A 22,676-nucleotide genomic window follows, 5' to 3' on the forward strand; every position below is an offset into this window, starting at 1 on the left:
ACCATCCATCGAGGAGATACACAATGAACTGGGAAACCCCTGCCTACTGCGAAATCCGTCTGGGCTTTGAAGTGACGGCTTACGTCTACACGCGCTAAGCGTTTCGGGAAGCGGCGCAATGCCGCTTCTTCCGCTTATTCTTCCTGTTTTTTCTTGCGAGCGCCTCATGTCACTGTCTACCAACGCCATCCCCCGGCTGGCACCGCACTATGTGTTCCGCTGGGAGGAAAGCCAGGCCGCCTGGCTGCTGCTCTATCCCGAGGGCCTGGTCAAGCTTAACGGCTCGGCCAGCGAGATCATGCAACGCTGCGACGGCCAGCGCGACGTGGCCGCCATCGTGGCCGAGCTGCAGCTGGCCTATGCCGATCCGTCGGGCGAGGTCGAGCGGGGCACGCTGGCCTTCCTGGAAGTGGCCTGCGACAAGGGCTGGCTGCGTGCCTGACGCTACACGGCCAGCAAGCCGCTGTGCAGCGCCACCATCGTCATTTCGGCTGCGTTGCTGATATTGAGTTTTTGCTTGATGTGGTAAAGGTGGGTGCCCACCGTGCTGGGGCTCAGGTGGAAATCCTGCGCCACCGCGTTGACCGAGCGGCCTTGCGCCAGCTGCAGGAAGACCAGCATTTCCTTTTCCGTCAGGGCGCTGGCCGGGTCGGCATCGCCGCTCAGGTTGGCCAGCGCGACGGCCTGCGCCAGTTCCGGATCGAGGTAGCGCCGTCCCTGGCCGACTTGCCGCACCGCCCGTACCAGCTCGTCGGGCTGGCAGCGCTTGCTCAGGTAGCCCAGCGCGCCGGCCTTGAGCGCGCGCATCGGCACAATGGTTTCGTGATGGGCCGACAGCATCAGCACCCGCGCGCCCGGGTGGCGTGCCAGCAGGCGCGCCAGCGCCGCCAGGCCGCCCATGCCGGGCATCGAAATGTCCATCACCAGCACGTCCGGCGGCGCCTGCTCGTACATGGCGAGCGCGCTCTCGCCGCTGTCCGCCTCCTGCACGAGGGTGGCGCCGGCGCCTTCGAGCAGCAGGCGGAAACCCATGCGCACGATGGCATGGTCGTCGGCCAGCAGGACAGTCAGATTGTTCAATACCGTATTCATGGTGTTCCTTGTCGGTCCGATTCAGATCGCCTGGTCCAGCTTGATGCCGTACGCGGGCAGCCTTGCGCGCAGGTGCACCCCATGCCCTGGCCGGCTCGTGATGGACAGCTCGCCCTTGAGCGCGAGCACCCGTTCGCGCATGCCGCGCAGGCCAAAGCCGTCGGGCCGGCCAGCGGCGGGCGGCAGGCCGCGTCCGTTGTCGGCCAGCGTCAATTCCAGCCAGTCGCCGTCAAGCTGGCGGCACAGCCGCAGCGCCACCCGCACCTGCGCCGCGTCCGCGTGGCGCGCCACGTTGGTCAGGCCTTCCTGCAGGACGCGCAGCAGCGTCGTGGTCAGCGTTTCGTCCACCTGCAGGCTGTCGTCGCACAGCGCGACCTGCAGTTCCACCTGCGGGTAATGCTGCTGCCACAGCGACAGGTGGCGTTGCACGGCCTGGCCCAGGCAGGCCGCGTCGCCGCGCGGCGGACGCAGTCGCTGCAGGATGTGGTGTATGCCTTGCTGCATGTCGTTGGTGACGGCGACGATGCTTTGCGCGTGGCCGTGCAGCGCGGCTTCGGCAGCCGTGCGCTGGACGATGGCGCCGGCCAGCGCCCGCACGGCCGTGATGCCCTGCGCCAGTTCGTCGTGCAGCTCCCGGGCGATGCTACGCCGCTCGTGCGCGAGCCGGGTGTGCATCAGTTGCGCCAGGTCGCGTTCGCCGTACAGGCGCACGTTGTCGTTGACGGCTTCGTTGAGGCGGTCGGCCATGCCGTTGTAGGCGTGCGCCAGCAGGTTCAGTTCGTGCGTGGCGTAGACGGGCAGGCGGCGGTCGAAGTGGCCGCGTCCGGTGCATTCGAGCGCGTTGCGGATCTGGTCGAGCGGCGCCAGGGTGCGGTCCAGCAGGCGGCGGGTGGCCAGGAACAGGAGCGCCAGCAGGGCGCCGGCCCACAGCGTCATCGTCAGCGCGCTGTCCCACGCGTCCACGGTGGCGCGCGAGGCGTCGGGGGTGAGCACCAGCGTCAGTGCGCCGGCGGCGATGTGGCGTGGCGGCACGCGCGGGTCGAGCAGGGCGGCGAACCAGGCCGGCGCATTGCGTCCCGCCTTGTAGCGCGACGCGGGCGACACATACAGCGTATGGCCGGCCGCGTCGTAAGCGCTCAGCGCATTGGCGCGGATGCGGCCGGCGGCGCGCAGCCGTTCCAGCAGCCATGCGCTGGCGGCCGCGTCGGGGCCGGCGTCCAGTTCACCGGAAAGGACGGTCAGCCATTGTTCGCAAACCCGGGTGCCGGCCGTGATTTCCTCGTCGATGCTGGCGCGCGTGGCCTGCAGCCAGAGCGCCCCCAGCGCCAGCGTCAGGCAAGCCGACACCGCCGTCAACAGCAGGCTGATGCGGGTACGTAGGCTCAGCTGTCCTATCCGTCCCAGTCCGGTCGCCATCTTTGCTGTTGCATAGGCCATCTCGATCTCCTTGCTGGAAGGACGAGAGCAAGAAACATACCGTCTGCTATCAGGAAGGGCGGGGCAGCGCTTGTGCCAATTCGTACCAGGGCCTTGTTCAGTTCTGAAACGTTGGCCTGCTCGCGGATTCCATGGCCGGTTTGCCAGATGCGATTGGGCATGCTAAATTTGAATGGTTTTTTGATAATGTTGGCGCGCAGCGGAATCAGACCGATTGCGCCGGTTCTTCAAGCTGGGAGGCATATGCAGAAGTTGAGAGCGGGATGGATTTACCTGGCTGGGGCGATCGCGCTGGCAGGCGTTGTCATTCACGTGGCAGCAATCATCGGTGGCGTCGCTTGGTACACTTACTTTAACGCGCCGCCAGGCATCGTCGAATCGGCCCGACTTGGCACCTGGCTGGCGCCCGTTGCCACGGGCGCGATCGCAGCTGCGATGGCGTTATGTGCGCTGTATGCATTTTCCGCGCTGGGTCTGGTCCGCCGCTTGCCGCTGATGCGGCTGGCGCTGTTCTGCATCGCTGCTGTCTGCCTGTTGCGCGCGATGCTGTTGCCGCTGTTGGCCGTCAGCCATCCTGAGTTGCGCAACACGTTCGAAATTGTCGCGGCCATCGTATGGGGTCTTGCCGGTGTGGGATACGCGGCCGGATTCCGCTTTGCTCAGTCATTCGGCCAGCGATCGGTATAATCTACAGGTGTCTGTTTCACGGAGGTTGTTATGCATGATCCAGTCAATGAACTAGCACAGCGTGGCATGGCGCTAACGACTGAAGAGCGCTTTCGCCTGGTTGAGCTGTTGTTGGAGTCCCTGCACGAGTCGCCCGTTACAGAAATCGAGGAAGCATGGCACCTTGAGATTGAGCGCCGTTTGGCTGAGCATGATCGCGGAGAGACCAAGAGCATCCCGGCAGAAGATGTCTTTTCCAAAGCACGACATATTGCCCGGTGAGAAAACCCCGTTTTCTGCCTGCGGCTGAGGTGGAACTGCTAAAGGAGGTTGCCCATTACTCGGCCGCCGGGCGGGGCTTGGGCGTCAGGTTCGAACTAGCCGTTGAAGGAGCGGTAAGATTGGCGGTTGCCAACCCTGACGGCGGAATTCCTTTGTCCAATGGTATCCGCAGCAGACTGGTGAAAGGCTTTCCCTTTAGCGTAGTCTATCGGGCCAGCAGTACAGAAATCCTCATCGTGGCGGTGGTCCATCACCGTAGAAAACCCGGATATTGGTTAAGTCGCATCGCGGGGCGTTAAGTTGCGCTAGCGAGCGAATGAGCGGGAATGAAAAACAATTCCACCATAATAGGCCCGCGAACCAGGTCTGCAACCCGGCACGGTTCAACGGCTCATCTGTGATATTTAACAAAAAGCCCCCGCCGGATGGCGAGGGCTTTTTGCTTTTTGCAGCCTGTGGATCAGTGGAAGTGCTCGGTGCCCGTGGGCGCGTCTTCCGGCATTTCCGCGTGGGCCAGTTCGCCCGTGGGGTCGGCGAACAGGGGGGCGCCGCAGTCGTCGCAGAACTCGACCACATAGCGTTCGCTGTGCTTCTTCACCACCGTCACGCCGGCTTCGTTCAGGCAACGCACGATTTCGTCCACCGGCGTCACCGGCTTGTCCAGCAAGCCTTCGGCGCCGGCCTGGCCCGGACCTTCGGGTGGGGTGCCTTCCTCATCCTCCTGGCCGTACAGCGGCCACACCACGCCGTAGATCACGTCCGGCGTCTGGCGCTGGGTGAAGCCGATGCGGTATTCGTCGATCTGGCCATCGGCCGACTCTTCGCCGAAACCGGCGATCACGGCGCGCAGCTCGGACGGTTCCACCCCCAGCGTGTGCGTCAGGTAGTGCACGGCGGCGCGGATCGAGACCGGGCGGATCAGCTTGTCCGCTTCGCGGCAAGCCATGTAGTACGCTTCCGGCAACAACAATTCGATGCCGCAGCCGGGCAGCAGGCGCGCCACGGTGGGCATGGCCTGGTTGCGCCACTGCTCCAGCGCGGTGGCGCGCTCGGCGCTGAAGTTGGCCTGGTTGGCCGGCATCTGCCAGCGGAACAGGGGCGCGCCCGCCGGCGCCACCACGGCCACCAGCAAGTAGCGGGTGTCGGCCAGGAAGGGCGCCGTTTCCGGTATCTTGCTCTCGGCCTTGAGGGTGGAACCCTTGAGCGCGGCCTGGCCCAGCTTGAGCGTCTTGCCGTAGGTTTCCACGTGGGTACGCGGCAGCTGGTCGATCGAGTACAGCGTGGGCGACATGGCCATCTGCGTGCCATCGGCCAGCAGGTGGGCCGAGAAGTGGGTCGACAGGGTGGCCAGGATGTCGGCCGGGATGGCGCCCGAGGCGATGGCGAAGCGGGTCCAGGCCAGGATGGGGGCGGCCACCAGCAGCACGTCGTACTGGTGCGGCACGCCTTCCACGTCCTGGCTGATGGCGACGGACTCGCTGACCGCCTCCACGCCATCCATCAGCACGTCGTAGGCGTTCAAGTCTTCCTTGAACAGACTGCCCAGCGTGGTGTCGATGGTGTCCTGGTGGCCGGTCTTGAGGAGTTTCTGGAGCTGCGCATCGAGGCTGTGTTCCCAGGCCCGCTCTTCGATACGGCTGGCCGCCTGCCCCACTGCCTGGGCATAGGCGACGAGGCGTTGGCTCTCGGCAGACAATTTATGGGATGAATCTTTTGATGGACGACGCATAGCGCAATAAAGCTCTCGATAAAGTGAAAAAAGCGGATTAAATACCTGTCAGGCAGATGATAACCCTTATCCCCCGTATTGTAGTGGATTCGCTGGATAATCCGGCAATAGTACCCGGCCCCGCAAGAATTTGCAGGAAGCGGGGAACGCGGCGGCCGTGCCGTGCATCTAATGCGGCATAACAACCAAGCTGACAGGAAACACCATCATGCAGCCAGAACTGAAACCGCCGTCGCCGGAGGTGTCCGATGCCGAACTGGCCCGGCGCGTGGCCGCCGGCGAACGCGACGCCTTTACGATGCTCATGCGGCGCTACAACCGCAGCCTGTACCGGGCCGCGCGCAGCATCCTGCGCGACGACGCCGAGGCCGAGGATGCGCTGCAGGACGCTTACCTGCTGGCCTTCCGCGCCATCGGCCAGTACCGGGCCGACGCCAGACTGGGCACGTGGCTGACCCGTATCGTCGTCAATGAGGCGCTGGCCCGCGCCCGGCGCGGCCGCCGGCGCGCCGAGGTGATCCAGCTCGACGGCGCGGCCGAACCAGGGGAGGAACAGAACATGACGAGCGGCGCCCACGAATCGCCCGAAGACGCTGCCATGCGGGCCCAGATGCGCCGGTTGCTGGAGCAATCGATCGACCAGTTGCCCGACGCCTTCCGCACCGTGTTCATGCTGCGCGCGGTGGAGGAGATGAGCGGTGAAGAGGTGGCCGCCTGCCTCGATATTCCCGAGGCCACGGTGCGCAGCCGCTTCTTCCGCGCCCGCAGCCTGCTGCGCACGGCGCTGGCGCAGCGGGTCGACGTGGCGCTGGAAGACGCCTTCGCCTTCGACGGCGAGCGCTGCGACCGCATCGTGGCCGGCGTGCTGAAGCGGCTATAACGGTCCCCATATTTTTCGGCAGGTCGCAGCAGCGTCCGGCCGCCCGTAGCACCTTTATCAAGGAGAACCGCCATGTCTTTCTTTACCACCAATAACGACGACGCCACCAGCCTGCGGCGCCTGTTCCTGGGCCAGTCCGGCCTGCTGCTGTCGGGCGCGGCCGTCGCCCTGCTGGCCGGGCGTGATGCGCTGGCGGCCAAGGGCGCTGCCGCCACCCCGTCCGACGTGCAGATCCTGAACACGGCGCTGGGCGCGGAGCTGGAGGCGATCGCCGCCTACCAGCTGGGCGCCGAAAGCGGCCTGCTGCTCAAGCCCTCGCTGGACCTGGCGCTGACGTTCCAGGGCCATCACAAGGCGCACGCCGGCATCCTGGCCGCCACCGTCGCCAAGCTGGGCGGCAAGCCGGTGGAGGCCAAGGCCAAGTACGACTTCCCGGTCGAGGCGTTGAAGTCGCAGACGGACGTGCTGCGCTTCGCGGCCAAGCTGGAGCAGGGCGCCGTCAGCGCCTACCTGGGCGCCGTGCCGCTGTTCCGCGACCGTGAACTGGCCAAGGCCGCCGCCAGCATCCTCGGCGACGAGGCCATGCACTGGGCCGTGCTGCGCAACGCGCTGGGCGAGGAACCGGTGCCGGCCGCCTTCATGGCCTGAGCCCCTTACCGCTGCTTGCCGTCGCCGCCGCGCCAGCGCGCGCAAGGCGATGGACAAGACAGCGGACAAAGCGGCGGACCAAGCAGCGGTCAAACTCGCAGACAAAACCGCGGACGAAAAAAATGCCGGACAAGTCCGGCATTTTTTTGTCTGGCGAACAGCGCTGCTTAAGCAGCAAGCAGCTGACGCAGCACGAATGGCAGGATACCGCCATGCTTGTAGTAATCGACTTCGATCGGGGTGTCGATGCGCAGCAGCAGCTGCACTTCCTGGCTCGAGCCGTCGGCGCGGTGGATCACCAGCGTCGCTTGCTGTTGCGGCTTGATCTCGCCTTCCAGGCCCTTCAGGTCGAAGGTTTCCTTGCCGGTGATGCCCAGCGATTCCACGCTGTCGTTGCCCAGGAACTGCAGCGGCAGCACGCCCATGCCCACCAGGTTGGAGCGGTGGATACGCTCGAACGAACGGGTGATCACGGCCTTCACGCCCAGCAGCTGGGTGCCCTTGGCGGCCCAGTCGCGCGACGAGCCGGTGCCGTACTCTTCGCCGCCGAACACCATGGTCGGCGTGCCTTCGGCCACATACTTCATGGCCGCGTCGTAGATCGACATCTGTTCGCCGGACGGCTGGTGGATCGTGATGCCGCCTTCCACGGCGGAACCGTCGGCCTTGGCCGGGATCATCTTGTTCTTGATGCGCACGTTGGCGAAGGTGCCGCGCATCATGATCTCGTGGTTGCCGCGGCGCGAGCCGTAGGAGTTGAAGTCGGCCTTCATCACGCCATTGGCCAGCAGCCATTTACCGGCCGGGCCGTCTTCCTTGATCGAGCCGGCCGGGGAGATGTGGTCGGTGGTGATCGAGTCGCCGAACACGCCCAGCGCGCGCGCGCCCTGGATGCCGGTGGCGGCCGCTTTCGGCGTCATCTCGAAGCCGTCGAAGAACGGCGGCTCGGCGATGTAGGTCGATGCCGGCCAGTTGTAGACCTGGCCTTCGGTCGAGGACACGTCTTCCCACAGCTTGCCCGGATTGCCCTTGACGTCGGCGTAGTTGGCCTTGAACACTTTCGAGTTCATGGCGAACTTCATCAGCTTGGCGATCTCGGCCGAGGTGGGCCAGATGTCGCCCAGGTACACGTCCTGGCCGTTCTTGCCCTTGCCCACAGGCTGGGTCATCAGGTCGACCGTCATGTTGCCGGCGATGGCGTAGGCCACCACCAGCGGTGGCGAGGCCAGGAAGTTGGAACGGATGTTCGGGTGGATGCGCGCTTCGAAGTTACGGTTGCCCGACAGCACGGCCGAGGCGACGATGTCGTTGGCCGAGATGGTGGCGTTCAGTTCCGGGGTCAGGTCGCCGGCGTTGCCGATGCAGGTGGTGCAACCGTAGGCGGTCACGCCAAAGCCCAGCTGTTCCAGGTAGGGCAGCAGGCCGGCGGCCGTCAGGTACTCGGTCACCACGCGCGAGCCGGGGGCCAGCGAGGTCTTGATGTGCGGCGCCACGGTCAGGCCCGCTTCCACGGCCTTCTTGGCCAGCAGGCCGGCGCCCAGCAGCACGCTCGGATTCGACGTGTTGGTGCAGGAAGTGATGGCGGCGATCAGCACGTCGCCGTTCTTGACGTCCACGCCATTGCTGGTGGTGTAGGTCTTGCCCAGGTCGTCGGCCTTCTTGTTGAAGCCGTTTTCGGTGGTCGGCTTGGAGAACAGCTCGATGAAGTTGTTGCGCACGTTGCCGATTTCGATACGGTCTTGCGGACGCTTGGGGCCGGCCAGCGAAGGGGTGACGCTGGTCAGGTTCAGTTCCACCACGCGGGTGTAGTCGATCTCGCCGGCCTTGGGCACGCCGTACAGGCCCTGGGCCTTGAAGTAGCTGGCGAAGGCAGCGATTTCTTCCTTGCTGCGGCCGGTGCCTTCGAAGTATTCGATGGTGGCGTCGTCGACCGGGAAGAAGCCCATGGTGGCGCCGTATTCCGGTGCCATGTTGGCGATGGTGGCGCGGTCGGTCAGCGACAGCGTTTCCGTGCCTTCGCCGAAGAACTCGACGAACTTGCCGACCACTTTTTCCTTGCGCAGCAGTTCGGTGATGGTCAGCACCAGGTCGGTCGCGGTGCAGCCTTCGCGCAGCACGCCCGTCAGGTTGACGCCGATCACGTCCGGGGTCAGGAAGTAGACGGGCTGGCCCAGCATGCCCGCTTCGGCTTCGATACCGCCCACGCCCCAGCCGACCACGCCGATGCCGTTGATCATGGTGGTGTGGGAGTCGGTGCCGACCAGGGTGTCGGGGTAGTAGACGCCGTCGGCGGCCTTGTGCACGCCGCGGGCCAGGTATTCCAGGTTGACCTGGTGCACGATGCCGAAGCCGGGCGGCACCACGCCGAAGGTGTCGAATGCTTGCATGCCCCACTTCATGAACTGGTAGCGCTCGTTATTGCGCGAGAATTCCAGCTTCATGTTCAGGTCCAGCGCGCCCTTTTCGCGGAAGTGGTCGATGGTGACCGAGTGGTCCACCACCAGGTCGACCGGCACCAGCGGCTCGATCTTCTTGGCGTTGATGCCCATCTTGTTGGCCACGTTGCGCATGGCGGCCAGGTCGGCCAGCAGCGGTACGCCGGTGAAGTCCTGCAGCACCACGCGGGCCACGACGAACGGGATTTCATCGGTGCGCTCGGCGGTGGCGCCCCAGTTGGCCAGCTGCTTGACGTGTTCTTCGGTCACTTTCTTGCCGTCGCAGTTGCGCAGCACCGACTCCAGCACCACGCGGATCGACACCGGCAGGCGGGAGATGCTGGCGCCCAGGCTCTTTTCCAGGGCCGGCAAGGAGTAGAACTTGCCTTTCTTGCCGGCTGAGATGTTGAAATCCTTAAGCGTGTTCAGAGTGTTGCGGGACATGACCTCTCCTTTATTGGGTATCGTCTTATTCGGTTCGGGGAAAGCGGTACTACACGGCGCCGGCGACGGCGCCGTCAGGTGAAAACGTATTGCCGATGCAAAAACGACAGCTGCTTACAGCTTGGCGTCGGCGGCCGGCGCGGCCAGGCTGACGGACTTGCTCTGTTCGGCGTTGCGGCACTCGTTGGCCAGCTGGTGGCCGCCTTTCGAGTCCAGCAGCATGCTCTTGGCGGGGATGCCTATCCACACCAGGCCCAGCAGCTTGTTCTCGAAGCGCTGGGCGCCCGTGGTGGTGCCCACGCGGGTCAGGCGCAGCAAGCGCTTCTTCCAGCGCAGGGCGATGTGGCCGTCGTCGGCGTCGTTCTTGTACAGGGTGACCTTGTTGCCCAGTTCGCAATCGAAATCGACCACGGTCGAGCCCGTGACGGATGGTTCGTCCGCTTCCTCGTCACCCGTCTTGGGGGCGGCGGCTTCGGCCTTGCTGACCTTGTGTTTGGCGGGCTTTTTCACCTCCGCCTGGGTGCTGGTGGCCAGGGTGAGGGAAGCGAGCGCGAGGCTGCATGCCAGGAAAAGTTTGGAAATGGACATGGTTATGCCTCCTTGTTAGGGTCGTTGGGACCGGTGTTGATCATGGCGGCCACCGACTCGGGCAGGGTCAGCCCGGCCAGTTTGGCCCGTTGTAGAACTGTCCAATAATATCGGTAGCTGGCGCGGTCATGCAAGCGTCCGTTCAACGAGATCGGCCCCCATTGTACCTGGGCCGCCTCGTGCAGGATGGCGGCCGCCTCGTGCACTTCCGACACGCGCGGCGTGAAGGCCTTGATCACGGGCTTGATCTGGCTGGGATGGATGCTCCACATGCGGGTATAGCCGAATTCGACCGCCGCGCGCTGGGCGTCGTTGGCCACCACGGCCGTGTCCTTGATTTCCGTCGTCACGTTATGCGACGGCACCTTGCCGTGGGCGTGGCAGGCGGCCGCGATCTCCAGTTTGGCCCGCACCACCAGCGGATGGGCGAACTGGCCCGGGGTGCGCATGGCGTTGCCGGGCACGGCGCCGTAATGGGCCGACACGAAGTCCATGATACCGAACGACAGGCACTCGACCTGGGGCAGGGCGGCGATGGCATGCACCTCGTGCAGCGCGCCATGGGTTTCGATCAGCACGTGGATCGGCAGGCCGCTGCGGCCGGCCGCCTTGGCGTGGCGGTTGACGAGGGCGATGGCGTCCTTGGTTTCGCGCACACTGTTGACCTTTGGCAAGACCAGATAGGCCAGCTTGGGCGCGGCGGCGCAGATGATGGCCACGTCCTGTGCGAAGTGGGGGCTGCCCACGTCGTGCACGCGGGCGCCGATGCGGTGGTAGCGGTTGTCGTCGGAGGCCAGCAGTTCGGCCACCAGGCGCGCGTGCGCTTCCTCGTTGCCGGCGCTGGCGCCGTCCTCGCAATCGAGGGTGATGTCGAACAGGGGGCCAAGTTCTTGCTGCAAGGCAATCGATTTACGCATCAGCTTCTCGGAGCCGGCGTAGTGGTCGCATACCGGCAGCAGCAGCGGCTGGCGATTGCCCTGGAATAAAACCTCGGATGGATGCATGCGGTCAGTCGGGGAGGAAATGGCGGGGTCGGAATGCACAACCGCCGCGCTGCTCTGGGCAGCGCGGCGGTTGCGGCGGATCGGTGCGGAGACCGGGTCCACGGGAGACGATTATGGCAGCAGGTGCTTGACGCCTTCGCGCTCTTCGGTCAGTTCTTTCAGGGTCAGGTTGATGCGCTCTTGCGAGAAGGCATCGATTTCCAGGCCTTGAACGATCTTGTATTCGCCGTTTTCCGTGGTGACAGGGAAACCGAACACGGTGCCTTCAGGGATGCCGTAGGAACCGTCCGAAGGAACACCCATGGTGGTCCACTTGCCGGCCGTGCCCAGTACCCAGTCGTGCACGTGGTCGATGGCGGCGTTGGCGGCAGAAGCAGCCGACGACAGGCCGCGCGCTTCGATGATGGCGGCGCCGCGCTTGCCCACGGTTGGCAGGAACACGTTGGCGTTCCATTCCTGGTCGTTGATCAGTTCCTTGACAGCCTTGCCGCCCACGGTGGCGAAGCGGTAGTCGGCGTACATGGTTGGCGAGTGGTTGCCCCACACGCACAGCTGCTCGATGTCCTTGACGGCGGTGCCGGTCTTGGCGGCCACTTGCGACAGGGCGCGGTTGTGGTCCAGGCGCAGCATGGCGGTGAAGTTCTTCGCTGGCAGCGAAGGAGCCGACTTCATGGCGATGTAGGCGTTGGTGTTGGCAGGGTTGCCCACCACCAGTACCTTGACGTTGCGCGAAGCGACGGCGTCCAGCGCCTTGCCTTGCACCGTGAAGATCTGGGCGTTCGCTTCCAGCAGGTCCTTGCGCTCCATGCCTGGGCCGCGGGGACGGGCGCCAACCAGCACGGCCACGTCGGCGTCCTTGAAGGCCGTCATCGGGTCGGAGTGGGCGGTCATCTCGGTCAGCAGCGGGAAGGCGCAGTCGTCGATTTCCATCATGACGCCTTTCAGCGCTTTCTGGGCTTTCTCGTCATTGATTTCCAGCAGTTGCAGGATCACTGGTTGATCCTTGCCGAGCATGTCGCCGTTGGCGATGCGGAACAGCAGGGCGTAGCCGATCTGGCCGGCGGCGCCGGTCACTGCAACACGCATTGGGGTTTTAGCCATGATGAATCTCCAAGTTGGGAATGAAAACGTTCTGTCGAAGCTGGACCTACGCTTGTCCGGGAAAACAGTAATGATACCAAAACCAGCGTCATGTACGGGCCAGAGTTGCAGTCGTGCCCGCCAGGAGATGGCGGGGCGCGGCGGCGGTCGGGCGTTGCTTTTCGGGATGCCTGGGACGGTGAGCTGGGGCGCCGGCACAGGTCCTGAAAACGCTAGCCTGGCGAGTGTAGGCGCGTCCGATGCTTCTGTCAATCCTATCTTATGTCTTATATAAGACACATAACTTGGAGTGGTTTTGCTGGACGGCCAGGGGTATTTGTGGTGAAATCGCGGTCTATGAATCCCGTCCCGCCCAACCAGAATCCAAACAGCGCAGCCGCCAGCGGGGCGGCCGGCACGGCCGTGAGCCCGGCGCCGGCAACGGGCAGTTCGCCCACTTTTTCCCCACTGTACCAGCAAATCAAGGCCCTCATCACGCAAAGCCTGCAATCGGGCGAATGGAAGCCGGGCGAACTGATCCCCAGCGAGGTGGAGCTGGCCAACCGCTTCAAGGTCAGCCAGGGTACGGTGCGCAAGGCCATCGACGAGCTGGCCGCCGAGAACCTCGTCATGCGGCGCCAGGGCAAGGGCACTTTCGTGTCCACCCACCACGAGGCGCGCGCCCATTTCCGCTTCCTGCGCCTGATGCCCGACGAAGGCGTGCCGCATTATCCCGAAAGCAAGATTATCGAAGTCAAGCGCATCCGCGCCCCGGCCGACGTGGCCCGGCTGCTGGACCTGAAGACGGGCGACGCCCTGATCTTCATCAAGCGCGTGCAATCGTTTGACGGCGTGCCCACCATCGTCGAGGAACTGTGGCTGCCCGGCCAGACCTTCAAGGGCCTGACGGCGGAACGGCTGATGGAATACAAGGGGCCCATGTACGGCCTGTTCGAGTCCGAGTTCGGCACCCGCATGATACGGGCGGCCGAGAAGATCCGCGCCGTGTGCGCCGACCAGGCGGCCGCCGAGCTGCTGGGGATCGCCGCCGGCACGCCTTTGTTGTGCGCCGAGCGGGTGTCGTTCACCTACGGCGATAAACCGGTGGAACTGCGGCGCGGCCTGTACCTGACGGCGCACCACCATTACCAGAATGAGCTGAATTAAATTTGGCCGATAGAAGCGAGACAGGGGCGCCGTCCGCGGCGCCCAACCGGTGGAACATGCCAGAAGTTGGCATTGTTTAGCTGATAATACGATGAACTACGGAAAGTAGCAGCCGGACAGTGTTGCAAAACACTATTTTTGTTATATGTAGCAATAGATATTGGTGGTAGCTGCGAAATAAGCGAAAATCGCAGTCTCACTATTTTTTGTAAGCTTAAGGGAGGTCTTGTTATGTCTGAAGCCGTAAGGGAAGCGCCTAAAAAGGAACGGCCCGAATTCCGCAACATCCATGTGACGGAATTGTCTAACTACCGCTTGCCTTTGGCCGGGGTTGTATCCATCCTGCACCGCATCAGCGGCTTCATGATGTTCCTCCTGCTGCCATTCGTCCTCTATCTGTTGGAACTGAGCCTGCGCTCGGAAATCTCCTACGCCTACTTCCAGGGTATCGCCTCGCAGCCCTTGGTCAAGCTGATCATCCTGGCGCTGGTGTGGGGCTACATGCAGCACTTCTGCGCCGGCGTACGCCACCTGTTCATGGACCTGCACTTCGGCCTGGACAAACTGTCGGCCCGCAAGTCGGCCGCCACCGTACTGGCAATCAGCCTGTCCCTGACCGCCCTGGTCGCCCTCAAATTGTTTGGAGTTTTCTGATGGCACGAAATAACGTCGGACCTAAGCGCCTCGTCGTGGGCGCTCACTACGGCCTGAAAGACTGGCTGGCGCAGCGCATCACCGGCATCCTGATGGTGGTGTACACGGTCACCCTGCTGGTGGCCTTCCTCACCGGCAGCAACTTCAGCTATGAAGGCTGGGCCGGCCTGTTCGCCCAGCAGTGGTTCAAGCTGTTCAGCGCCGTGACCCTGTTCGGCCTGTTCTACCACGCCTGGGTTGGCGTGCGCGACATCTGGATGGACTACGTCAAAGCCGTCGGTCTGCGCCTCACCCTGCAAATCGCCACCATGCTGTGGCTGATCGCGTGCGCGTTCTACGCAGTGCAAATTCTCTGGAGTGTTTAATCGTGGCAGCAATCAAATCTGCAATCCCAACCCGCCGCTTTGACGCGGTAATCGTCGGCGCCGGCGGCTCCGGCATGCGCGCATCGCTGCAGCTGGCCGAAGCGGGCCTGAACGTGGCCGTGCTGTCGAAGGTGTTCCCGACCCGCTCCCACACGGTGGCAGCGCAGGGCGGCATCGGCGCCTCGCTGGGCAACATGGCCGAGGACAACTGGTTCTGGCACATGTTCGACACCGTCAAGGGCGGCGACTACCTGGGCGACCAGGACGCCATCGAGTTCATGTGCCGCGAAGCACCGAAGGTCGTCTACGAGCTGGAACACTTCGGCATGCCGTTCGACCGCAACCCGGACGGCACCATCTACCAGCGTCCGTTCGGCGGCCACACCGCCAACTTCGGCGAAAAAGCCGTGCAGCGCGCCTGCGCCGCGGCCGACCGTACCGGTCACGCCCTGCTGCACACGCTGTACCAGCGCAACGTGCGCGCCCGCACCCACTTCTTCGTCGAGTGGATGGCGCTCGACATCATCCGTGACGCCGAAGGCGACGTGGTCGGTGTCGTGGCCCTGGAAATGGAAACGGGCGAATGCATGATCCTGGAAGCGAAGACCACCATCTTCGCCACCGGCGGCGCCGGCCGTATCTTCGCCGCCTCCACCAACGCCTTCATCAACACCGGCGACGGCATGGGCATGGCGGCACGCGCCGGCCTGCCGCTGCAGGACATGGAATTCTGGCAGTTCCACCCGACCGGCGTGGCCGGCGCGGGCGTCCTGATCACCGAAGGCGTGCGCGGCGAAGGCGGCATCCTGATCAACTCGGAAGGCGAGCGCTTCATGGAACGCTACGCACCGACCCTGAAAGACCTGGCGCCGCGCGACTTCGTGTCCCGCTCGATGGACCAGGAAATCAAGGAAGGCCGCGGCTGCGGTCCAAACAAGGACCACGTGATGCTGGACCTGCGCCACATCGGCGCCGACACCATCCAGAAGCGTCTGCCTTCGATCCTGGAAATCGGCCACAAGTTCGCCAACGTGGACGCCACCAAGGAACCTATCCCTGTCGTGCCGACCATCCACTACCAGATGGGCGGTATTCCGACCAACATCCACGGCCAGGTCGTCACCCCGAACGGCGACGGCACCCAGAAGATCGTCAACGGCCTGTACGCGATCGGCGAATGCGCCTGCGTCTCGGTGCACGGCGCCAACCGCCTGGGCACCAACTCGCTGCTGGACCTGGTGGTGTTCGGCCGCGCGGCCGGCAACCACGTGGTGGCCTCCAACCTGAAGCAGAAGGAAAACAAGCCGCTGCCGAAGGATGCCGCCGATTACGCCATGGGCCGCCTGAACAAGCTGGAAACGTCGACCGGCTCGGAAAAAGTGCAGGGCGTCGCCAACGACATCCGCGCCACGATGCAGAAATACTGCGGCGTGTTCCGTACCGACGACCTGCTCAAGCAGGGCTACGACGAAATCATGAAGCTCGACGAGCGCCGCAAGCACGTCTCGTTCAAGGACAAGTCCAAGGTCTTCAACACGGCGCGCGTGGAAGCGCTGGAACTGGACAACCTGATCGAGACGGCCAAAGCGACCATCACCTCGGCCGTGGCCCGCAAGGAATCGCGCGGCGCCCACGCGCACAGCGATTTCCCGAACCGCGACGACGACAACTGGATGAAGCACACCCTGTGGTTCTCGGAAGGCAACCGTCTGGATTACAAGCCGGTGGTCACCAAGCCGCTGACGGTCGATACCTTCAAACCGAAACCACGTACTTTCTAAGGGTCAGAACATGGCACGCACTCTCAAATTCAAGATTTACCGCTACGATCCTGACCAGGATACCAAGCCTTACATGCAAGACCTGACGGTCGAGCTGAAGGACACCGACAAGATGTTGCTGGACGCACTGCAGCGCATCAAGTCGGACGTGGACGATTCGCTGGCCCTGCGCCGCTCCTGCCGTGAAGGCGTGTGCGGTTCGGACGCCATGAACATCAACGGCAAGAACGGCCTGGCCTGCACCACCAACCTGAACGAGCTGACCGAGCCTATCGTGCTGCGTCCGCTGCCTGGCCTGCCCGTGATCCGCGACCTGATCGTGGACATGACCCAGTTCTTCAAGCAGTACGACTCGATCAAGCCGTTCCTGATCAACGACTCGATCCCGCCCGAGAAAGAGCGCCTGCAGACCCCGGCCGAGCGCGAAGAGCTCGACGGCCTGTACGAGTGCATCCTGTGCGCCTGCTGCTCGACCTCGTGCCCGTCGTTCTGGTGGAATCCGGACAAGTTCGTCGGCCCGGCCGGCCTGCTGCAAGCCTACCGCTTCATCGCCGACTCGCGCGACGAAGCCACCGGCGCCCGTCTGGACAACCTGGAAGATCCATACCGCCTGTTCCGCTGCCACTCGATCATGAACTGCGTCGACGTTTGCCCCAAGGGTCTGAACCCCAACAAGGCCATCGGCAAGATCAAGGAATTGATGGTACGCCGCGCCATCTAAGCGGCAAAGCAGGACCCCTTGCGGGCGGCGCCGGCCGCCGCCCGCTGTAGTACTCGCTGCAAGGTGCGAAATCAACATGACAGTCCCGAATACCGCTGCGCATCAGTCCGACCCGGCCAACCGCGCGCGCCTGCGCTGGCGTGCCCGCCGTGGCCTGCTGGAAAACGACATTATCCTGACCCGTTTTCTCGATGCGCATGAAACCGAATTGACCGACGAGGAAGTGGACGCATTCACGCGGCTCCTCGATTTGTCGGACAATGCCCTGATGGATCTGGTGCTGGCTCGAAAGGAGCCGGAAGGCGAAGTCGATCTGCCGCATGTGCACGCACTGCTGCAGCGTCTGCGCCAAGCTTGACGGCCGGTCCGGTCACGCCGCGCACGATGTGGCGCCCGCCTGCCTGCATGTCCAGAATTATTTGCCTTTTTTAATTTGCCTCATCTCTCCAAGAAGGAAGAGTCCATGAACACCTCTGAAAACAAAGCTACCCTATCGTTCTCCGACGGCAGCCCATCGATCGAGTTCCCTATCTACCAGGGCACCGTGGGTCCGGACGTGATCGACATCCGCAAACTGTACGCCGGCACCGGCAAGTTCACCTACGACCCGGGCTTCATGTCGACCGCCGCCTGCAACTCGTCGATCACCTACATCGACGGCGACAAGGGCGAGCTGCTGTACCGCGGCTACCCGATCGAGCAGCTGGCCGTGAACGCCGACTTCATGGAATCGTGCTACCTGCTGCTGAACGGCGAACTGCCTAACGTCGAGCAGAAGAAACAATTCGTCGACACCGTCACCAAGCACACCATGGTGCACGAGCAGATGCAATTCTTCTTCCGCGGTTTCCGTCGCGACGCGCACCCGATGTCGGTGCTGGTCGGCACCGTCGGCGCGCTCGCTTCGTTCTACCACGACTCGCTCGACATCAACGACCCGCATCACCGCGAAGTGTCGGCCATCCGCCTGATCGCCAAGATGCCGACCCTGGTCGCCATGTCGTACAAGTACTCGATCGGCCAGCCGTTCGTCTACCCACGCAACGACCTGTCGTACAGCGCCAACTTCATGCGCATGATGTTCGGCAACCCATGCGAAGAGTACAAGGTCAACGACGTGCTGGTGCGCGCCCTGGACCGCATCCTGATCCTGCACGCGGACCACGAGCAGAACGCTTCGACCTCGACGGTGCGTCTGTCCGGTTCGTCGGGCGCCAACCCGTTCGCCTGTATCGCTGCCGGTATCGCCTGCCTGTGGGGCCCTGCCCACGGCGGCGCCAACGAAGCGGCCCTGAACATGCTCAAGGAAATCGGCACCGTCGACAAGATCCCTGAGTTCATCGCCAAGGTCAAGGACAAGAACTCCGGCGTCAAGCTGATGGGCTTCGGTCACCGCGTGTACAAGAACTTCGACCCGCGCGCCAAGCTGATGCGCGAAACCTGCCACGAAGTGCTGAACGAGCTGGGCCTGCACGACGACCCGCTGTTCAAGCTGGCCATGGAACTGGAAAAGATCGCCCTGAACGACGAATACTTCGTGTCGCGCAAGCTGTACCCGAACGTCGACTTCTACTCGGGCATCGTGCAGTCGGCGCTGGGTATTCCTGTGTCGCTGTTCACCGGTATCTTCGCCATGGCCCGCACCATCGGCTGGATCGCCCAGTGGAACGAAATGATCTCCGATCCAGAGCAGAAGATCGGCCGCCCACGTCAGCTGTTCGTCGGCTCGACCACGCGCGAAGTACTGCCGATCGACAAGCGCGCGTAAGCGAGGCTGTCAGGTAGGACCAAAAAGCGGGCTGCGGCCCGCTTTTTTTATTGGCGACGTGACACTATTGCGAGAGTGCGCAGATAGACAGCGAGCTATCGCAAGAGCATTGGGTCCGAATGTGCTAACGTTTGCTTTCCGGTGCGCGCAGATTTGGAGCTGAGAGATGGACACACTATCGGAAGGTGCCGTGACGATCGAACTGGATCCGCAGCTTGCATCGCGCGTGACCCAATTGGCAACGGCCCGCAACGTCAGCGCGGATGCGCTGGTGGCCGAAGCGATTTCCGACTACCTGCGGCGTCAGGCGTTGATTCAAGCGGGGACGGATGCCTGGCGTCATTACCAGGAAACCGGCCTGCATGTGACCGGGGAGGAAATCGACGCCTGGATCGCCAGGCTGGAGGCCGGTGAGGACGATGCCGAACCTCCGCCATGTCACGTGTGATCTGGACGGCCGAGGCCGCCTCCAGTCTGCGTCGCACATATCACTTTCTGGCCGCGAAAGACTCAGCGTTGGCCAAGCGCGTACTGCGCACGATACACCAGCAAGCCAATGTGCTAATTCTTCATCCGCGCCTGGAGCACCCGCTGGATGGGACCATTCCTCCCCGGTTCGAATGGGTGATTCGCTTCGGCAGCAGCGGTTATGTCCTCCACTATTTGGTTGCGAACGGCGATATTGTCGTTTTGGCGCTCCGCCACCAGCGCGAAAAGGGCTGAGTTTTACCGACAGAGCGCTGCCCCTGTCGACTGGCCAGTTTTCACGATTAGGTGTTTCTGGCAGTCTGATCCACCAATCTTGCGCTACCTCTGCCGCACCGTGACAAACCGTGAACTTTGCATGCAGGCAAGATGTTATCCTGACCGTCGTCGGCTGGATTCGGCCAAATGCCGACATTAGCTCAGAATCAAAGGGGAACACTTGAAACGTCCTATATCTATTGCTGTAGCTTTTCTGCTGACAAGTCAGGCCTATGCAGAAGCTTCTCGTGATGACATTCAACAGGCGTTCCAGCACGCGACCTTGGCGTCGATGTTTTCCCTTAAGGCTAGGGCGTGCAACTGGGATAGTGGAGGCATTGACTGGGACGAGCTCCGGACATATTCGGTGGCTCTTGCTTTAACCAGCAACGAAGTGGGGAAGCAATTGAACACGCAACAAACGACTGCAATTGTCTCTCGAATTAGCACTCCTTCTTCACTGGAACTTCAGCAGTCTCTTGTGGAGAAATCGGTCGCGAATGGAGTATGTAAAGACGCATCGATTTCGACGAATGAGCAGCTTTGGCGCCAGACCGTAGAGCTTGCAAAGGCATTGAAGGGGCGCGAAGAGCCCAAACCCTAGCAAATGCCTCTTGTCAGCCGAAAGTCGCCGGTCATGGTCGTATTGAACGTAGAATCAGAGATTTCCTGTCTATTAATATCCTTGAAAATTTAAGGTTGACATGCTGCGCTATGTTTTTTTGATTGCACTCTTTATATTAATGCCCGGAAAGACGGCTCCATTGTCCCTGGTAGTTCCTGGCGAAAAATGGGCGCTAAGATTCGAATCGCCAGAGTTGACGAAAATTAAAGAGGCGAGTGACAGCAATGGCTATACATACGCTGGCACTGCTGACCGCATGAACCTTTCGCTATTTGTTGAAAAACCCAGCTGTTCTGGCGGAGATGCGATTCAGAATATCTATAAATGCTTTGGTGAAAAAATTCAGCGCGTGCCATACATTGTCAATGGATCAATTGCAGCATATGAGGCACCAGATGGTCTTCAGGTCACGTATCTAATGCAGGTTCCCTCAGGTGACAAGTCCTATCGAATGTTTAATTTGCATTTCCTCTTTGCGCGCAATGGGAAATGGGGTGATTTACACATATCTGTGGTCCAACCTTCAAAATCAGACCTTGAAATCGTTAAGTCCTTGGTGAAGTCGCTGACGATTGTTGAGGCGAAAGAGTAAGTTAAGTTTAGTGAACTTCCGTCACCGGCCACAAGCAGCCGGTCAAATTTAGTATCCATTCTTGGTGCAGCAATTCATATGAAACCTGTTGAGCAATATTCCTTGCTAGCGCTTCCCGCTTGGTACCCATCTAGGGAGTACAAGCGGAGATTGGTTCGCGATGGACATCCAACCTGGGCCGTGGTGAGTGGGGATGAAATCGCAGCTCAATTCTGGTGCGATGGTTTCACTATTGTTGTGACGAACTACGACTACTTTGACGGTGTGAGCAATTGGTTCCATCTAGTCGACAATGAAGGCAAGATTCGAGACGTCGTTACCACCCCTGATTATTTCGGTTTCGTTCAGAACGTTGAAAGTCACGCCGAACGCGAATTGAATTTTGGGTTTTACGGTACAAATGACCAATGGCGCTTGTGTCTGCACGAAAAACCAATTTGGTCTTTCCGAATCCGGGAGCTAAGTTCACGGGCGAACCGGTTTTTATTTTCTAGAAGGCGCCTCATGCTAACCTGTACGAAAGGCGAACCTTGGAGTTTCACGCCGCCCGAGCCGGACCGAGCAGCGGAGGTTATTGCTTCGTAACGCCGGAGTTGAGCTTGACACTGGCGTCTCAGGCAGAAGTCGGCCAACAGCGGACTCATATTGAATAGCATCTGAAAAAATGGAAATAGAAGAGCTGAATTTGGGAGATGTTTTTCAACCTGAGTGGGACGCCCGCCCAATTCGCGTGCTTGCTTTCGATAATGAACAGGTAATGTATGATTCCTGGTTACCGCATGCGTCTAAGTGGGGAATAGACTCGTTAAGTCAGCGCGTCTCGTATTATCGGATTCGAACCTCGTTCTTATTGAACAAGGCCTCGTACCTCCGGACTGAAATATATACTGAACAAGAACGTGCAGTTCATCGGCCCGATTTGCCATTTTCTTTCGCAAGAATCGATGACATTGAATGGCCAATGACTTGTCCTGCATCGGCGCTTGACTTCCCAAAATTGCACTCGCAAGCCGCCAGCGGGGAAAAGGTGGTACTTGACGCGCCACGAATTTACCTAGAGCCATTCGGGCCGAAAGGTGGTCCCAAACCGAGTGCATTAATTACGGCGGAAAATGGGATAAGATTCACTGTCGAAGAGATGCTTTGGCATGCTGCTAGGCTTCAATTTCAACATCTGCGAGATGAGAAAATTACTGAGGGCGTTGGAATCTATCGCTCGGGTATTCAACGGGGCCTACCGTCATATTATGTTTGGGGCGCAAAGAGCCGCATGGGCATATAAAACTCAGAGAAATGATGACAGTCCGTTTTGGGGCGGTAGCGGACTGGGAGCCACCGCAAGAACGAGCCTGCGTTGGCCAAGCGCGTGCTGTGCACAATCATGGTGTTTCTGATAGTGTGGCCCACCAATCTTGCGCGCTGTGAAGTACCCGAATGATGGGCACGCCGTCCACGCGACGCAAAAAAAAATCAGGAGGCGATCGAAGTCCCGTATGCGCCATTTCCGCATACCGGCCAACATGGGGTGCGTCAGGGGCAACGGGGCGCCGATGAGAGGTTGTCGAAGTAGCTCCTGGAAGCTGGCCTCGGCACTGCTGAGAAACCGCTCGGCCACGGATTCACTAGCGTTCTCCGCCAGATATACATAGTGCTCGACCAGATCGCGCCGAGCTGCAGCCCGCTTCGTTATCCGGCGCGTAGCCATTATTTCTTCCGTGTCGCTAACGTCGCCTGCGCCTCCGCGCGGATACTGCCCCAGTCTGCGGACGTCAAGGGCGTTTCTTCGCTATGCACTCCGTCCAGCAACAAGGTCTCGAGCTGTTGTTCGGCGAGTTTCTTTTCGTCTGCGCGTATTAGTTCTCGCACGTACTCGCTGGCGTTGCTGTAGCGGCCCTTGGCGACTTGCTCGTCAACGAACTGCTTCAGGGGAGCGGGCAGTGAAATATTGAGGTTACTCATGGGGGGGGGGGGCAC

General features: G+C 61.8%; 29 protein-coding genes. 20 read left to right on the forward strand and 9 right to left on the reverse strand.

Annotated features, from left to right (window positions below; all coding sequences use genetic code 11):
* Positions 1-23: 23 nt before the first annotated feature.
* Both pqqA and pqqD read left to right on the forward strand, forming a co-directional pair.
* The gene (gene pqqA, locus AC3WOS_RS21710) at positions 24-98 is read left to right on the forward strand and encodes a pyrroloquinoline quinone precursor peptide PqqA (protein ID WP_182155479.1); all 75 of its coding nucleotides are present in this window, start codon (positions 24-26) and stop codon (positions 96-98) included.
* A 68-nt stretch (positions 99-166) separates the two neighbouring features.
* On the forward strand, positions 167-442 hold the full coding sequence (pqqD, locus tag AC3WOS_RS21715) for a pyrroloquinoline quinone biosynthesis peptide chaperone PqqD (RefSeq protein WP_492718446.1): 276 nt from the start codon (positions 167-169) through the stop codon (positions 440-442).
* A gap of 2 nt (positions 443-444) precedes the next feature.
* Here pqqD and AC3WOS_RS21720 read toward each other — a convergent pair whose 3' ends face one another.
* Together AC3WOS_RS21720 and AC3WOS_RS21725 are read right to left on the reverse strand one after the other, a co-directional pair.
* Positions 445-1,092 (reverse strand): response regulator, encoded by a 648-nt coding sequence (locus AC3WOS_RS21720; RefSeq protein ID WP_492718448.1) that lies wholly within the window; start codon positions 1,090-1,092, stop codon positions 445-447.
* Between the two features lie 21 nt (positions 1,093-1,113).
* Complete coding sequence (locus AC3WOS_RS21725) at positions 1,114-2,529, reverse strand: ATP-binding protein (RefSeq protein ID WP_492718450.1); 1,416 nt, start codon at positions 2,527-2,529, stop codon at positions 1,114-1,116.
* A gap of 243 nt (positions 2,530-2,772) precedes the next feature.
* Between AC3WOS_RS21725 and AC3WOS_RS21730 the strand changes: the two genes are divergently transcribed.
* Genes AC3WOS_RS21730 through AC3WOS_RS21740 form a run of 3 tightly spaced genes read left to right on the forward strand, consistent with a single transcriptional unit; the run spans position 2,773 to position 3,776 of the window.
* Positions 2,773-3,216, forward strand: a complete 444-nt coding sequence (locus tag AC3WOS_RS21730) for a hypothetical protein (protein ID WP_492718452.1) — start codon at positions 2,773-2,775, stop codon at positions 3,214-3,216.
* A gap of 30 nt (positions 3,217-3,246) precedes the next feature.
* Positions 3,247-3,477, forward strand: a complete 231-nt coding sequence (locus AC3WOS_RS21735; RefSeq protein WP_492718454.1) for an addiction module protein — start codon at positions 3,247-3,249, stop codon at positions 3,475-3,477.
* Positions 3,474-3,776, forward strand: coding sequence for a type II toxin-antitoxin system RelE/ParE family toxin (locus AC3WOS_RS21740; protein WP_492718456.1), 303 nt, complete (start codon positions 3,474-3,476; stop codon positions 3,774-3,776). The genes AC3WOS_RS21735 and AC3WOS_RS21740 overlap by 4 nt, the downstream gene beginning before the upstream one ends.
* Before the next feature lie 161 nt (positions 3,777-3,937).
* Here AC3WOS_RS21740 and AC3WOS_RS21745 read toward each other — a convergent pair whose 3' ends face one another.
* The gene (locus AC3WOS_RS21745; RefSeq protein ID WP_492718458.1) at positions 3,938-5,206 is read right to left on the reverse strand and encodes a DUF2863 family protein; all 1,269 of its coding nucleotides are present in this window, start codon (positions 5,204-5,206) and stop codon (positions 3,938-3,940) included.
* 208 nt (positions 5,207-5,414) lie between these two features.
* On the opposite strand from AC3WOS_RS21745, the gene AC3WOS_RS21750 reads away from it, so the two are divergent.
* Together AC3WOS_RS21750 and AC3WOS_RS21755 are read left to right on the forward strand one after the other, a co-directional pair.
* Entirely contained in the window at positions 5,415-6,086 is a 672-nt protein-coding gene (locus AC3WOS_RS21750) for an RNA polymerase sigma factor (protein WP_492718460.1), read from the forward strand.
* Between the two features lie 72 nt (positions 6,087-6,158).
* Positions 6,159-6,734: a ferritin-like domain-containing protein gene (locus tag AC3WOS_RS21755; protein WP_492718462.1), complete on the forward strand. Its 576-nt coding sequence runs from the start codon at positions 6,159-6,161 to the stop codon at positions 6,732-6,734.
* A 167-nt stretch (positions 6,735-6,901) separates the two neighbouring features.
* Here the strand turns inward: AC3WOS_RS21755 and acnA are convergent, their stop codons facing one another.
* The 4 genes from acnA to AC3WOS_RS21775 all read right to left on the reverse strand — a co-directional run bounded on the left by acnA (position 6,902) and on the right by AC3WOS_RS21775 (position 12,306).
* Positions 6,902-9,613 (reverse strand): aconitate hydratase AcnA, encoded by a 2,712-nt coding sequence (acnA, locus tag AC3WOS_RS21760; RefSeq protein ID WP_492718464.1) that lies wholly within the window; start codon positions 9,611-9,613, stop codon positions 6,902-6,904.
* Positions 9,614-9,727: 114 nt separating this feature from the next.
* Complete coding sequence (locus AC3WOS_RS21765) at positions 9,728-10,201, reverse strand: hypothetical protein (RefSeq protein ID WP_492718466.1); 474 nt, start codon at positions 10,199-10,201, stop codon at positions 9,728-9,730.
* 2 nt (positions 10,202-10,203) lie between these two features.
* On the reverse strand, positions 10,204-11,205 hold the full coding sequence (locus AC3WOS_RS21770) for an HpcH/HpaI aldolase/citrate lyase family protein (RefSeq protein WP_492718468.1): 1,002 nt from the start codon (positions 11,203-11,205) through the stop codon (positions 10,204-10,206).
* A 111-nt stretch (positions 11,206-11,316) separates the two neighbouring features.
* On the reverse strand, positions 11,317-12,306 hold the full coding sequence (locus AC3WOS_RS21775) for a malate dehydrogenase (protein WP_492718470.1): 990 nt from the start codon (positions 12,304-12,306) through the stop codon (positions 11,317-11,319).
* A 336-nt stretch (positions 12,307-12,642) separates the two neighbouring features.
* Here AC3WOS_RS21775 and AC3WOS_RS21780 point away from each other — a divergent pair, with 336 nt between their 5' ends.
* The 13 genes from AC3WOS_RS21780 to AC3WOS_RS21840 all read left to right on the forward strand — a co-directional run bounded on the left by AC3WOS_RS21780 (position 12,643) and on the right by AC3WOS_RS21840 (position 21,984).
* Positions 12,643-13,452 carry a GntR family transcriptional regulator gene (locus AC3WOS_RS21780; RefSeq protein WP_492718472.1) on the forward strand — a complete coding sequence of 270 codons (810 nt, stop codon included), beginning with the start codon at positions 12,643-12,645 and terminating at the stop codon, positions 13,450-13,452.
* Between the two features lie 231 nt (positions 13,453-13,683).
* Positions 13,684-14,106 (forward strand): succinate dehydrogenase, cytochrome b556 subunit, encoded by a 423-nt coding sequence (gene sdhC, locus AC3WOS_RS21785; RefSeq protein ID WP_492718474.1) that lies wholly within the window; start codon positions 13,684-13,686, stop codon positions 14,104-14,106.
* Positions 14,106-14,471, forward strand: coding sequence for a succinate dehydrogenase, hydrophobic membrane anchor protein (sdhD, locus tag AC3WOS_RS21790; RefSeq protein WP_492718476.1), 366 nt, complete (start codon positions 14,106-14,108; stop codon positions 14,469-14,471). The genes sdhC and sdhD overlap by 1 nt, the downstream gene beginning before the upstream one ends.
* Positions 14,472-14,473: 2 nt before the next feature.
* Positions 14,474-16,252 carry a succinate dehydrogenase flavoprotein subunit gene (gene sdhA / locus AC3WOS_RS21795; protein WP_492718478.1) on the forward strand — a complete coding sequence of 593 codons (1,779 nt, stop codon included), beginning with the start codon at positions 14,474-14,476 and terminating at the stop codon, positions 16,250-16,252.
* 10 nt (positions 16,253-16,262) lie between these two features.
* Positions 16,263-16,973 (forward strand): succinate dehydrogenase iron-sulfur subunit, encoded by a 711-nt coding sequence (locus AC3WOS_RS21800; RefSeq protein WP_492718480.1) that lies wholly within the window; start codon positions 16,263-16,265, stop codon positions 16,971-16,973.
* A gap of 76 nt (positions 16,974-17,049) precedes the next feature.
* Positions 17,050-17,331 (forward strand): FAD assembly factor SdhE, encoded by a 282-nt coding sequence (locus AC3WOS_RS21805; protein WP_492718482.1) that lies wholly within the window; start codon positions 17,050-17,052, stop codon positions 17,329-17,331.
* Positions 17,332-17,436: 105 nt separating this feature from the next.
* Positions 17,437-18,741: a citrate synthase gene (gene gltA, locus AC3WOS_RS21810; protein ID WP_492718484.1), complete on the forward strand. Its 1,305-nt coding sequence runs from the start codon at positions 17,437-17,439 to the stop codon at positions 18,739-18,741.
* Between the two features lie 190 nt (positions 18,742-18,931).
* On the forward strand, positions 18,932-19,189 hold the full coding sequence (locus AC3WOS_RS21815) for a CopG family ribbon-helix-helix protein (protein WP_492718486.1): 258 nt from the start codon (positions 18,932-18,934) through the stop codon (positions 19,187-19,189).
* Positions 19,177-19,464, forward strand: a complete 288-nt coding sequence (locus AC3WOS_RS21820; protein ID WP_492718488.1) for a type II toxin-antitoxin system RelE/ParE family toxin — start codon at positions 19,177-19,179, stop codon at positions 19,462-19,464. Before AC3WOS_RS21815 ends, AC3WOS_RS21820 begins: the two co-directional genes overlap by 13 nt.
* A gap of 202 nt (positions 19,465-19,666) precedes the next feature.
* Complete coding sequence (locus AC3WOS_RS21825; RefSeq protein WP_492718490.1) at positions 19,667-20,089, forward strand: hypothetical protein; 423 nt, start codon at positions 19,667-19,669, stop codon at positions 20,087-20,089.
* Positions 20,090-20,189: 100 nt separating this feature from the next.
* Positions 20,190-20,702, forward strand: coding sequence for a hypothetical protein (locus AC3WOS_RS21830; protein WP_492718492.1), 513 nt, complete (start codon positions 20,190-20,192; stop codon positions 20,700-20,702).
* A gap of 78 nt (positions 20,703-20,780) precedes the next feature.
* On the forward strand, positions 20,781-21,287 hold the full coding sequence (locus AC3WOS_RS21835) for a hypothetical protein (RefSeq protein ID WP_492718494.1): 507 nt from the start codon (positions 20,781-20,783) through the stop codon (positions 21,285-21,287).
* A gap of 79 nt (positions 21,288-21,366) precedes the next feature.
* A complete protein-coding gene (locus tag AC3WOS_RS21840; protein WP_492718496.1) occupies positions 21,367-21,984 on the forward strand; it encodes a hypothetical protein in 618 nt (205 codons plus the stop codon).
* A 3-nt stretch (positions 21,985-21,987) separates the two neighbouring features.
* Here the strand turns inward: AC3WOS_RS21840 and AC3WOS_RS21845 are convergent, their stop codons facing one another.
* Together AC3WOS_RS21845 and AC3WOS_RS21850 are read right to left on the reverse strand one after the other, a co-directional pair.
* Positions 21,988-22,407 carry a type II toxin-antitoxin system RelE/ParE family toxin gene (locus AC3WOS_RS21845; protein ID WP_492718498.1) on the reverse strand — a complete coding sequence of 140 codons (420 nt, stop codon included), beginning with the start codon at positions 22,405-22,407 and terminating at the stop codon, positions 21,988-21,990.
* Positions 22,407-22,676 (reverse strand): type II toxin-antitoxin system ParD family antitoxin (locus AC3WOS_RS21850; protein WP_492718500.1); only part of this gene is annotated, 270 nt, incomplete at its 5' end. The genes AC3WOS_RS21845 and AC3WOS_RS21850, both read right to left, overlap by 1 nt.

This window comes from Rugamonas sp. FW305-51 (assembly GCF_058786935.1).